This is a genomic window from Salinispora cortesiana (genome assembly GCF_000484695.1).
GTDB classification, from domain to species: Bacteria; Actinomycetota; Actinomycetes; order Mycobacteriales; family Micromonosporaceae; genus Micromonospora; species Micromonospora cortesiana.
In genome coordinates this window covers 1-11,633 of the sequence record NZ_AXVR01000049.1, presented here as the reverse complement: position 1 = coordinate 11,633, position 11,633 = coordinate 1, and the positions used below count along the sequence as shown (strand labels likewise).

The 11,633-nt window shown below is 68.5% G+C and carries 11 protein-coding genes and 1 pseudogene; 5 read left to right on the top strand and 7 right to left on the bottom strand.

Translation table 11 applies throughout. The annotated features are described in order from the left end of the window. Position 1 precedes the first annotated feature (1 nt). Both K228_RS0118890 and K228_RS0118885 read right to left on the bottom strand, forming a co-directional pair. Positions 2 to 3,076 carry a helicase-related protein gene (locus K228_RS0118890; protein WP_025619844.1) on the bottom strand — a complete coding sequence of 1,025 codons (3,075 nt, stop codon included), beginning with the start codon at positions 3,074 to 3,076 and terminating at the stop codon, positions 2 to 4. After that, positions 3,073 to 4,620 carry a sigma-70 family RNA polymerase sigma factor gene (locus K228_RS0118885; RefSeq protein ID WP_025619843.1) on the bottom strand — a complete coding sequence of 516 codons (1,548 nt, stop codon included), beginning with the start codon at positions 4,618 to 4,620 and terminating at the stop codon, positions 3,073 to 3,075. The genes K228_RS0118890 and K228_RS0118885 overlap by 4 nt, the downstream gene beginning before the upstream one ends. Before the next feature lie 170 nt (positions 4,621 to 4,790). On the opposite strand from K228_RS0118885, the gene K228_RS0118880 reads away from it, so the two are divergent. The 4 genes from K228_RS0118880 (at position 4,791) to K228_RS0118865 (ending at position 6,696) form a co-directional block, all read left to right on the top strand. Next, on the top strand, positions 4,791 to 4,967 hold the full coding sequence (locus K228_RS0118880) for a hypothetical protein (protein WP_155251596.1): 177 nt from the start codon (positions 4,791 to 4,793) through the stop codon (positions 4,965 to 4,967). A 64-nt stretch (positions 4,968 to 5,031) separates the two neighbouring features. Then, entirely contained in the window at positions 5,032 to 5,724 is a 693-nt protein-coding gene (locus K228_RS0118875) for an ATP-binding cassette domain-containing protein (RefSeq protein WP_025619841.1), read from the top strand. Between the two features lie 184 nt (positions 5,725 to 5,908). Next, positions 5,909 to 6,079 carry a hypothetical protein gene (locus K228_RS28925; RefSeq protein ID WP_245603515.1) on the top strand — a complete coding sequence of 57 codons (171 nt, stop codon included), beginning with the start codon at positions 5,909 to 5,911 and terminating at the stop codon, positions 6,077 to 6,079. Continuing rightward, a complete protein-coding gene (locus K228_RS0118865) occupies positions 6,076 to 6,696 on the top strand; it encodes a hypothetical protein (RefSeq protein ID WP_025619839.1) in 621 nt (206 codons plus the stop codon). The genes K228_RS28925 and K228_RS0118865 overlap by 4 nt, the downstream gene beginning before the upstream one ends. A 43-nt stretch (positions 6,697 to 6,739) precedes the next feature. On the opposite strand, the gene K228_RS0118860 is transcribed toward K228_RS0118865, so the two are convergent. Next, positions 6,740 to 7,078, bottom strand: a complete 339-nt coding sequence (locus K228_RS0118860; RefSeq protein ID WP_245603514.1) for a hypothetical protein — start codon at positions 7,076 to 7,078, stop codon at positions 6,740 to 6,742. Between the two features lie 309 nt (positions 7,079 to 7,387). Between K228_RS0118860 and K228_RS25840 the strand changes: the two are divergent. Continuing rightward, a pseudogene (locus K228_RS25840) lies at positions 7,388 to 7,727 on the top strand (response regulator transcription factor); the annotation flags it as partial. 73 nt (positions 7,728 to 7,800) lie between these two features. Here K228_RS25840 and K228_RS0118845 read toward each other — a convergent pair. The 4 genes from K228_RS0118845 to K228_RS0118830 all read right to left on the bottom strand — a co-directional run bounded on the left by K228_RS0118845 (position 7,801) and on the right by K228_RS0118830 (position 11,119). Beyond that, the gene (locus tag K228_RS0118845) at positions 7,801 to 7,953 is read right to left on the bottom strand and encodes a hypothetical protein (RefSeq protein WP_155251595.1); all 153 of its coding nucleotides are present in this window, start codon (positions 7,951 to 7,953) and stop codon (positions 7,801 to 7,803) included. Between the two features lie 200 nt (positions 7,954 to 8,153). Next, on the bottom strand, positions 8,154 to 9,221 hold the full coding sequence (locus tag K228_RS0118840; RefSeq protein WP_025619835.1) for a MerR family transcriptional regulator: 1,068 nt from the start codon (positions 9,219 to 9,221) through the stop codon (positions 8,154 to 8,156). Between the two features lie 105 nt (positions 9,222 to 9,326). Beyond that, positions 9,327 to 9,935, bottom strand: a complete 609-nt coding sequence (gene prfH, locus K228_RS0118835; protein ID WP_025619834.1) for a peptide chain release factor H — start codon at positions 9,933 to 9,935, stop codon at positions 9,327 to 9,329. After that, positions 9,932 to 11,119 carry an RNA ligase RtcB family protein gene (locus K228_RS0118830; RefSeq protein ID WP_025619833.1) on the bottom strand — a complete coding sequence of 396 codons (1,188 nt, stop codon included), beginning with the start codon at positions 11,117 to 11,119 and terminating at the stop codon, positions 9,932 to 9,934. The genes prfH and K228_RS0118830 overlap by 4 nt, the downstream gene beginning before the upstream one ends. Positions 11,120 to 11,633 lie beyond the last annotated feature (514 nt).

Below are 11,633 nucleotides of genomic sequence, written 5' to 3'. Positions count from 1 at the left end.
CTCAGTCGTGAATCGGAGCTTGGGCCTCGACATCGCGAAGGCTCCGCATGGGGGAAGGGTCGCCGATCTCGCTGATGAAGCGTGCCGTGGTGCCGGGGTCCTCAAGGTCTGCGAACCAATCGCGGAGCCACTCAACGATCTGCTGCCGGTGCAGGGAATCCTCCGGCCCGTCGAGACCGAGTAGCTCCGCCACGGCCGCCGCCTCGACGTCGGGCGTCAGTTCCGCGTCGCGAACGTACTGGCGCAGCGTCGCCGGGCTGCTCAATCGCTGCCTGCTGGCCGGCTCGTGCACCATCAGGGTGCGCGCCGAAACCAGCCCGGGGAGCGTGAGGGCCAGGACCCGCCGGCTGCGGCGCGTGATCGGGATGGCGTCGACGAACCGATCGCCCTGGCGAACGTACTTGTCGAAGTGCCGGAACGTCTGGGCGTCGCGTTCCCGGCCGATCTTGTGCAGGACGTACACCAGGCCCGGATGCCGACGACCGACCCGGGCGGTGGTCTGGATGAACTCGGCCGTCGTCAACGGCAGGCCCAGCATGACCATCGTGTTGAGCCGGTCGATGTCCACCCCGTGCGACAACATCGAGCTGGCGGCGATCACGTGAATGCGATCCGCGAACTCCTCCTCGGGCTTCTCCAGGCGCTCGAGGATGCCCCGCACCTCGTCGAAGTCGGTCTGCCCGGTGAGCTGCTCGACGTTGATGCCATCGACCGTGCTGTTGCTGCCGAGGCTTCGGCCGGCAGCCTCGATGTCGTACAGGGTGGAGCCGTACACCACGTTCGTACCGTAGCGGCTAAGTAGTTCGTCGATATACCTCGGATCGATACCGGCCTCCGCGCAGACGACCGACGGCTCGTCCACCAGTCGGCGTACGCTGTGCTGCAACGCGTCCAGGGTCCGGTCGCTGACGTGCTCCAGCGTCACCCCGCGCGGCGCGACCGCCACGAAGCGCCGCAGCTTCTCCGCCCTGCGCACCGTCCAGAAGGACTCACCGGAGCGGGGACCCGGCTGCGGGAAGACCCGGCCTTCGCGCCGGTAGAGGGCCTCGACCTGCCGGTCGTACCCGATGAGCGTCGCGCTGCTGGCGACGATCTTGGCGTGGCGGCCGGACAGCTCCTGCTGTAGGTAGTCGAGCAGGCTCTCGTAGTGCGAGTTGACGGCACCGAGGCTGTCGCGGAGCAGGTGCAACTCGTCCTGCAGTCGCAGCGACGGTGCGAATCGTTCCGCCGGCATCGGCAGCGGCTTGAGCGTCCCCTGACAGTCGGGCACCAGGCAGCCGTTGGGTGTCTTCGACCTGGTCGCGTAGGTGAAGCCGTGCCAGTCGAGCGAGCAGATCTTCTGCGGCGGCCCGACGAGACCGCGCATCGCCTGCTGCAGGCCGATCGCTGCGGCCTTGTCCAGTGTTCCCACCACCACGGTCGGGAGGAAGCGGAAGATCTCCTGGTCAACGATGTACACCGGCAGCGCCCCGCGCCTCCAGGGGCAGCGCGTGTTGGTGCAGTGATGTTCCAGCTTCCAGCGTTGCCGGTCGAACTTCATCCGCAGGTTCTCGTCGCGGCAGAACGGACAGTGCAGCAGCACCCGATACTTGTCCGGTACGCCCGGGCTGTCCGGACCGATCTCGTCGCCCTCCGGCCTTGGCACGATCTTGTTGGGCGTACCTGCCTGGCCGACCAGGAACCCGAGGCTGAACGGGGCGCCTTTGACATCGGCTACCCGACGCGCCACCGCATCCCGGCGTACCAGCTCCGCGCCGGCGAGCGCGTCGGCGAAGCGCTGTGTCTGTTGCAAGCTCAGCAGCCGGAGTGGAAACCGGGACCAGGCCGTCACGCCGGTACGCTTGCCGGTGAGTCGATCGAAGAAGGCCGTCGTCAACAACAGCCCCAGATAGGTCTCGGTCTTGCCGCCGCCGGTGGCGAACCAGACGGTGTCAACGAACTTCGCGTCATCGGCGGGTTCGGCGAGGAAGCGGATCGCAGACAGCAGGAAGCCAACCTGGAACGGCCGCCAGGCGTCGTAGCCGCGCTCCTTCGTGCTCAACCCGATCGCTTTGTTCATCAGCTGGAACGCTCGGCGGACATCCCGATTGGTCTCCAGTAGCTTCAGCCCGGTCCGAAGCCGGTCGAGCTCGGCGAACACGTCGGCGGCCGCCTTGTCCGCCTCGGCCCGCATATCGGGTGTCCAGCCCTCAGCCGTCTCCCGGGCGGCCAGCACCGATGAAGACCAGTGGGCATGGTCGTACGCTTCGAGGGCATCGACCAGCGCGGTGAGTTCCGGAACCGGGTCGGCGGCGAGCTGCTCGAACGACAACGTCGGCTCCGACCGGCTGCTATTCCAGTAGTCGGGGCGGACGGTCTGCACCGTGGTGGTGTCCGAACTGCGGAACACCCCGGGTGCGGGCACCTCGACACCGACATTGATGCCGTACGCCGGCACGTCGCGGTGGTAGCGAAAACTGTCCGGCAGGGCCTCCAACTGGAACGGGGTGGTGGTGAGACCCGCGACCTCCAGCTGCGTTTCGTACAGGTGCGGGTCGGTCAGCTCCCGCGACCTCTCCGGGCTGGTGTTGACCAGCTGTACGACCAGTTCGGTGTCCTGGTGCCAATCCTCCACGTCGACCCGGACTTCAGCCGTCAGGCCCGGCGCACCCACTGCGGCGAAGGCATCCCGCAGCTGCTCGGCGCCGAAGGTTCCACCGTCGGCGCTGGCCACGACGGAGACTTTCTCCTCGACGGGACCGGTACGCCACCAGCGCCGATCTGGGTCCGGACCATCCTTGGGGTCCTTGAGCCAGGCGCGGGCCCGCACCGTCACTGTCATCGACCACGGCGGTGCCTCGGCGGGACGGCACCGGATGCCGATCGCGCACGGGTCCAGCCGTTCAGCCCGGCTGTCGCCGGTGCCCTTACGCACCTCGTCCTCGCACGTGAGTCGCCCCAGCCAAAAGGTCTCCGCCGGCGCCACGTCCAGCCGATCCAGGCCGTCGCCGCGGCCCGCCGCGACCACCCGGCGATCGAGCCAGGAGACGAAGGCGTCGCACGCCTCCTCAAGCGGCTGCACCGCCTCGCCGCTCATCGAGTCTTCCTCCTCGTTGACGTGCCATGCCCCGGTTCGTTGGTTACGTACGGGCGCAGCGCCGCCGTCTCCATAGACTGCCGAAGCTTGCTCATGGCTTTTTCCTGGATTTGGCGGATGCGTTCGCGGCTGATGCCGTAGTCCGCAGCGATGTCGTCCAGGGTTTCTTCTGCACCGGTGTCCAGTCCGAACCTGCGGCGGATCACGTTGGCGGCTCGGTCGGGGAGCACGGTGCGGAGAATGCGATCGATCTCGCCGCGCAGTGTCGCGTGTTCGATGATCACCGCCGGGTCGGTGCGCCCATCGCGCTCCTCGTCGTGGATGAGGACGTCCGAGAGGCGAAGGTCACCATCTGCGCTGAGGAGCAGGTCGATGCTGAGCACCGGTTGGCCGAGCTCCAGCATCGCCTGCACCTTGCCCGGCTCCATGCCGGTAGCGTCGGCCAGTTCGTCGAGCGTCGGCTCTCGGCCCAGCCGGTCCGCACACTTCCGGGCTGTCCTCCGGATCTTCTGGACCTGATCGTGGACATGCATGGGTATGCGGATGGTCCGGCCGTGGTTGCCGATGCCCCGTTCGATGCTCTGCTTGATCCACCACGTCGCGTAGGTGGAGAACTTGTAGCCCTTGGAGCCGTCGAACAGATGGGCGGCGTGGATGAGGCCTGTGTTGCCGTCCTGGATGCGGTCGGCGAACGCGACGCCGGTCTGGCGGTATTGCCGGGCCTTGGCGATCGACACCACGAGTCGCAGATTCGCGCACACCAACGCCGTGTGGGCGCGCTGCCCCTCGGTTGCGCGGTCTCGCAGTGACCGGCGGTCCGCTGCTGACAGGTCCGTCCCGCCGGCGTCGAGTGCGGCCTGTGCCGCTGCGCCCTGCCTCATCAACGACCAGAGCTCCACCTCGCGGTCGGCGTTGATCAGTGCGTATCGGCCAATCTCCCGGAGATACTGGCGAACCGTGTCGTCGGGTAGTTCGTAGCCCTTTGCGGCGGACCTGACCGGTCCCGTGCCGGCTGAGGCGAGGAGGTCAACACCGGTGTCTGCCAAGAGACCGAGTAGCTCTCCGGTTTGTGCTGCGGTGAGGCTTCGCCGGGTTGCCAGCAGTGCGACGTCTGCACTGGTGAGCCTTCCCCCCGTCCGAGTCCAGTCGCCGAGAAGGTCCTCGAACGCCTGGCCAACGACATCATCCGCGGGAAGGAAGACGGGAGGTGCAGGATCGTCATCGAACATCCATCCGACGTCACTGTCCGGGGTGTCATCGTCGCGTTCGAGCTCCGTACTGCTTGTGTCCGTCCCGGTGTTTGTCCCGGTGGCGGTGGTGGCCCGGGCTTCGGGTGCCGGGGTGGCGTCCGGAGGCTGCGTGAGGTCGCTGCTGGCGTTGGGCGGGGCCAGCGCCACCACCAGTGCATCGATGTCGCTTCGGGTTAGGCGGTGCCGGGCAACGAACTCCGCAATCGCGGCCTGCGCCTGGTGTACGTCCCGGTTGCCGATGATCGCTCGTAGTTCGTCTGTGAGTGCAGCAGAAGCTTTTGCGGATCGCGCCATTTAGGCGATGATGGCCGTAGTCATGCTTCCTCCCCTGGCTGGTAGCGCTCAGCGTAGGGAACGGATGTGACAATGAACAGGAATAGAACAAATGTTCCATAGCCTCGTTGGCGAGGTGGCGCGCGCCAGTGGCGTGTCCCAGCCTGAGCGCCGCGCCGTACACTCGGCCGATGCTTGAGGTGTCGGGGGACTTCGAGATTCACATTACGGCGCATGCTCATCACGCCGAGAAGCTGGCGGTGTTCGCCGCTGAGCGCGGAGTCAAATTTATCCACATTGTGCTTGATCGTGGTGAGTCGCAGTGGATCAGACGGTTGGCACTGGCCCTCGATGGTGCGTGGGTCTGACGAGGTGCACCTGATGCCCGTACAAATCAGAGACTGTACTTTTCAGTATCGTGCCGGCATTCCGGTGATTCGTGACCTGACCATCGAGTTTCAGCCCGGTGCGACGGTGTTGCTTGGCCCTGACGGCGCCGGCAAGTCCACGCTGCTGTCGCTGATCGTGGGGCTGCTGCGGCCAGATGCCGGCACCCTGCGGATCGGCCGGCTGGTCAGTCATGCCCGGCGTACCCGGTCCCGCTACCGTCGTTCGATCGGATGGCTACCGCAGCGCGTCGTGGCGATGCCGGGCTTGAAGGTGCGGGAACAGGTCGCCTATGCGGGCTGGCTGAAGGGGCTCAACCGCCGGGACGCCTGGGTCAACGCGGCGTACGCGTTGGGTCGGGTTGGCCTGCGGGAGCTGGCGGAACGATCCAGTAGGACGCTTTCCGATGGTCAGCTCCGCCGGGTCGGGATCGCGCAGACCCTGGTCCACGACGCGAAACTGATCGTGATGGATGAGCCCTCGGCCGGGTTGGACCCGCAGCAGCGGCGGGTGCTGCGGGAGGTGCTCAAGGGGGTCGCCAGCGACGTCGACCTGCTGGTGTCGACACATCAGACCGAGGACATCAGTGATATCTACCAGCAGGTGGCGGTGCTGGACCACGGCGTCGTGCGGTTCCACGGTGGGGTGCCGGAGTTTGTGGCGCTGGCTCAGCCAAACGTTGAGCGGTCTCGACGGGCCGAGGACGCCTACGCACAGTTGATCGGTGCGGAGGTATGAACGAGCGGGGCGTTGCCGGTCGGCCTGGGCAACTCCTACATGTGGTTGGCCTACCCAGGTGCGGTCGAGCCGTTCTGGATTCGGCACCTCAACGGGCTGTCCTTTGAAAGTTGCTGCGCGATCGCCTATCAGCCGGACAGCCGGGCGATGCTGGCCACCTCGCTCTTCGCCGTCGGCATCGGCGTTGGACTCGGCCGCACCGCCGGAGCAGATCGAAGTGGCGGTACGGGTGCGTCAACGACTCGACAACGAGCAGCAACTCGCCTGGTATCGCGCCAACCGCGCAGCGATGGCCGAATGCACCACCCAGCCGCGACTTGACCCAACTTCCTTCGCGTCGGAGCAGCCCCGGTGATCTGGTGGTGGCGGACTCGCGCTTTGACCGCGGTGACGGTCGCGTTCGCCGGGAGCCTCGCCGCCGCGATGGTGATCGGCGGTGAGGTGCTGCCGCTGCCCAGTCTGGCCGGGGCGTTGCGCGTGCCGATCGTGTTCGCGCTGTTGCTGCCGCTCGTCCCGATTGTCTTCCTCTGGCATGGCCTCGACCGCAGCAGCGGTGACCTGGAGGCCACCGCGTTCCGCCTGGTGGCCGCTCGGGACCTGGGTGCCGCTGCGACGATCGTGCTGGTGACCGCGATTCTGGTCGGCGTCACCTCGGCGACCGGCTCGTGGCAGCTCGGTCCCGGATACCTGCGTAACCTCATCGGGTGCCTCGGGCTAGCCCAGTTGGTCACCCCGATCATCGGCACCCGACTCGCGGCGCTGGCACCAGTCGGCGCGGTGACCGTCAGCGCGCTCTTCGGCACCGGGCGCGGTGGCCTGGTGCGCTGGTGGGCGTGGCCGGTCGCCGACACCCACTCCACACTTGCCTTCGCCGAAGCAGCACTGCTGCTGGCGATCGGTGTGGCGGTAACGGTGTGGCGGTTCAACCGAAGCGGGCCTGCTCGGCAAACCCGATGGCGAGTGGCCCGATAGCTGGCGTCCGCTGCGCTGACCCGAACGTCCTGTCTGGAGTCTGTCAGCGGGGCATGGTGGTGTACTCGGCGACCAGGTACGACCGGTTGGTGATCACCGCGGGGATCGTCACGTTCAACCTGCCCGCCGTCTTGGTCAGCACCTCTTCGTATCCCAGCAACGCGCCGGACCCCGGATCGATGATTACCGTGTACTGGGTGGGTAGGCCATGGAAGTCGGAGGTGATCGAGAACGCTTCCCCGGGCCGTCCGGCACGGTCGGTGACGGTGCCGGTCACCGTGATGCCCGGTAGCTCAGCGAGGAGTCTGAGTGCCGCCGCGCGCTGCGCCGGGTTCAGCAGCCGCACCCCCGCGAGTTCGGCAATAGACTCCAGATACTGCACCGGTGCCTCGTGGGCGGGCACGCCCGTGGTGAGCCACCGCCGCCTCGGCAGCGGTCAGACACTCCCAGGCGACCAGCCGAAGGACCTCCCGATCTGCCTCCGGGACCTGATCGAACGCGACCGCGGCGTCACGCTGACGAATTACCTCGTCCGCGTGATCAGCCACCACTACCTGGCCCGGTTCCGCCGCAACCCGCAGCGTCAACTCCCGCCACCGTCGACGCCCCCTGGCCTCGTTGGCCAGCACCACCAGTAACGAAAGACCACCCAAGAGCGTCCGTCGCTCCGGCCGATGGCCAGTGACCGGCCGAGCACCTGGCCAACGCGGTACGCCTCGGCACCACCGGCGATGCCCGGCTCGCTCCCGCGATCACCCGCCGCCTGGTGGAGCGGTTCACCACGAGTCCGCCCCGGTGCCCACCGCACCACGACCTCAGCCCGCTTACCCCGCGTGAGCTCGAGGTGCTGACCCTGCTCGGTGCCGGCCTGTCCAATACCGAACTCGCCCAGTAGCTCACGCTCAGCGCGGCGACCGTCAAGACCCACATAGCGCGGATCTTCGCCAGGCTTCACCTGCGGGACCCGGGCGCAGGCAGTCGTCCTGGCGTATGAGACCGATCTCGTACGCCCTGGCGACCTGTCCCGCTGACTCGGACGTACGGTCTGGACCGGGGTGCCCACTGCCGACGTTGCTACCGGGCCCGTGGACTTCCCGTCAGTGACTATGTGTTCTTGACGACGAGATAGACAGTGCCGCTGGCGGTGTCGAGGTAGACCTGGCCGTAGTACTTGATCGTGCTCACCGCCTCGGTGAACTCGTTGCTGCTCATCCAGGTCCCGCTTGCTGGTAGCAACGACCGCAGCTGATCGCTCATCTCCGGGTTCCAGCCCCCGCGGCGGGCTCCCACTGGTAGGACAGAACGATTCGGCTTGGGCGTCGGGGGAGAGGGTGACCAGGGCGTGGATGTAGATGGACGTATCCCGAGGTGGTCTGCAGAAGTCGGTGGCCTGGTCGGGGCTCCGCGCGCCGCGTAACGGCGTTGTGCTGACGACGCCGTTACGCGGCGACGGTGCCCTACGCGGCGATGATGTCGGCGACGAGGCAGGCGATGTTGTCCGGCGCGCCGGCCGCATAGGCCAGGTCGATCAGACGTTGTGCGGTCGGCTCGGGGTCACCGGACTCGGCGAGGGCGGTGTGCAGGTCGCCTCGGCTGACGACCGCGGACAGGCCGTCGGAGCAGAGCAGGTAGCGGTCACCGGCCAGGGCGGTGCGCAGCGCCAGGTCGGCTTCGACGGGCTGGCTGGCACCACCGAGCGCGCGGGTGAGCAGGGCGCGCTGCGGGTGGGCGGCAGCCTCCTGGAGGCTGAGCTTGCCGTACTCGACCTGGCTCTGCACCCAGGTGTGGTCCTGGGTGAGCTGCGCGAGTTCACCGCCGCGTAGCAGATAGGCACGGGTATCGCCGATGTGCACCAAGGCTAGTTGTGTCCCGTGACGTAGCAGCGCGGTCAGGGTGGTGGCCGGCTGGTTGTCGTCGGTGCTGGTGGCGTGCACCGTGCGATCGACGTCGTCGATGGTTGCGGCCAGCATGGCGAGCAGGTCAACGGCGGGCCGGTCGGTCAGCTCGAGCGTCTTGAGCGCGTTGACGGCCGCGTTACTGGCGGTGGCGCCGGCGCCCCGGGTGCCGTCGGCGACGGCCAGCAGCCGGTCGCTGGCGTAGGCGACGTCCTCGTTGCTGTCGCGCCCGTTGCCCTGGTCGCAGCGGACGGCGTAGCGGATGGTCGGGGTGGGGTTGGTTGCGGACATGGTGAGGCCCTCCTGGGACAGGTGTGCGACGAGGCGGGCGACGTGGTGTGCGCGGGTCGCGGTGTCGGCGGTGACCTGCTGCCAGTAGTCGGTGACCGCTCGGGCCGCCGCGTCCGGTTCCAGGTCGCAGACGGTACGGATGTCGGCCAGCGGCATGCCGATGCGGCGTAACTGGGCGATCAGCCGCGCGTGCGTCAACTGCTCCGGGTCGTAGAACCGGTAGCCGGACTCGGGATCGACCGCCGCGGGCGGCAGCAGCCCCACCTCGTCGTACAGGCGCAATGCCTTCGGTGTCAGCCGCGCCGCCCGGGCGAACGCGCCGATCGTCAGCAGCTCCACGGTGTCATCCTCCTCGTGCCGGCCGGGTGGCCGGCACGGACCACGGTGCTGCTTGCCCAAGGGGCAAGGTCAAGCGCTGATCCGTGTCGCGGCGGTTGGAGCCGGTCAGGGCCGTTCGATCCGCACCGGATCGCCGCGGACCAGCTCGTCGTGGGCGCGCCTTCGGGTGGCCACCAACGCCCGCCCGGCCGCCTCGTCACCGGCGGTGAGCCGTTGCCGTAGCAGCCGCAGCGCGATGCTGCGGTTGAGGCTGAACTGCCGCTCGGTGTCAACGACGACGACGGTGCCGGTCGGGCGGTGCGTGGCCCGCACCGCGGTGCTGGCCTTGTTGCGGTGCTGGCCGCCCGGCCCACCCGTGCGTACGGCAAGCACCTCCACGTCCGCCTCGGCGAACGGGGTGACCGGGGCGTCTACCTCGCATCGTCGGGCTGCGACATACCAGTTCTTTCTGCCGTGGCCGGCCCGGTAGGGGCTGGGCGCCTGCCAACACAACGTCCCGGTCCAGCCGTCGGCGAATGCCTCCACACCGTCGCCGGTGAGTCGGAGTAGCACGGACCGGTAGGTGCCGGATTGGTCGCCGACGATGCTGTCCAGGCGTACCACGTCGACGTTGTTGCGGGCGGCGTCGGCCTCCAGCCGGCGCAGCAGCCGGGCCAGCGCCCACGCGCACTCCTGGGGACCCCGACCGGCCGACAGCAGCAGGTGCAGGTTCATCGCTGCCCCCGCCGCCGGCGCTCGGGTCGTCGGTCGCCGCGCTGGGTGCCCCCCACGTCCGGGGTCTTGTAGGTGACCAGTGGGACCGTGGTCGCCACCGGGGTGGCGAGCCCATGGGTGACCAGGTCGCCGACCACCTGCTCGATCCGCTTGTACGCGGTCGGCGCCTCCTCGAACAGCAGTTGCCGGTCGCCGCAGACCACCAGCGAACCCAGCGGGGTGCGGCGTAACTCCTTGACCGTGTGCTTGGCCCGGCCTCGGCGCAGCGCGTCCGCCCGGGACATCTTGCGGCCCGCCCCGTGCGCCACCGAATGATTGGCCTGCGCGCCCGCGTGCGCGGCCACCAGGTACGACGGGGTGCCGCGGGTGCCGGCGACGAGCACGTCCCGGCCGTCGCCCGGCGCCGCGCCCTTGCGGTGCAGGTAGTGTCCGTCGCGTACCTCGACCAGGTTGTGGCATTGGTCCACGATCGGCGCCGTCGGCTCGGCACCCAGCGCGATCGCGGTTCGGGCGGCCAGCAGCCGCCGGTTTAGCGAACCCCAGCGCACGGCGTCGTCGTGTCGCGCCAGGTACGCGGCCGGGTCCTCGGCGGGTCCGGCGCCGCGCTGCTCGGTGTGCGCACGCAGAATCCGCTCGCCGAGGCCGCGGGATCCGCTGTGGACGACGAGGACTGTGTCGCCGGCGGTGAGCCGGAGTCGCGCGGCGTGGCCTGGGTCGAGGACCTCGCCGACGCGGGCGAGCTCGACGAAGTGGTTGCCCCGCCCGACGGTGCCGAGACCGTCGAGGTGGCCGGCGGGGATGTCACCGTCCAGCACGGACCAGGCCGGGTCGTCGGCGTCTCGGTCCGGGTCGAGCGGGCGGTCCAGGTCGGGAAAGCGGGCGGCGAGCCGCTCTGGTACGACCCGCTTCAGCGCGATCGGGAAGACGGCGATGCCACACCCGATGTCGGAGCCGACCAGATGGGGGTAGAGCACGGTCGAGGTCATCGCGGCGCCGATCGGGGCGCCCTTGCCGGGGTGTAGGTCCGGCATTCCGGCGACATGGACCATGCCGTCCAGGGCGGCCACTTGGCGGCACTGGTCAACGGCCTCGGACTCGACCCAGCTGGTCGGGGAGGTGAAGACGGTGACGGTGGCAGGGGTGGGTGCCGGCCGGGGCTCCGGCCGGACGGGTGGAACAGACAAGGACGCTCACTTCTCGCCAAGGGTTGGGTGGACGGCCGCCGACCGCGATGGCGTGGCGGCGACGAAGGTGCTGCCCTCACAACGACATGCCGCCAAGCGTCCCGGACGTGACTGTCGCCGACAACCGACTTTTGGGCCGGCCGGCACCAGCGGGGTCACCCCGCCGCCGAAGTGGGGCAACAAGAACGTCTCGGCATGGGCGGGTCCGGATGATCTCGACGGCCAGTTGGTGGTAGGTCGCGGGCATACCATTTTCCTAGGATGCTCTACGGGACGTGGCGTTTACCGGCGACCGGCGACCGGCGTCGGTGCGATGGCGGGTAGCTGCCGATCTGCGAATGCTGGGGTGGCTCGGTGTTACGCACCCACCGTGCCCTGCCCACCGGCCTGCAGTAGCTGGCTGGTGAAGACCACCTCGTGACTGACGTCACGAATGGTTGGTCTATGTCGGTTTGGTGGTGTGGTCGGGGGCATGGTGGTGGTGGAATCTCGGGGGGCGTGGGGGTGTTACACC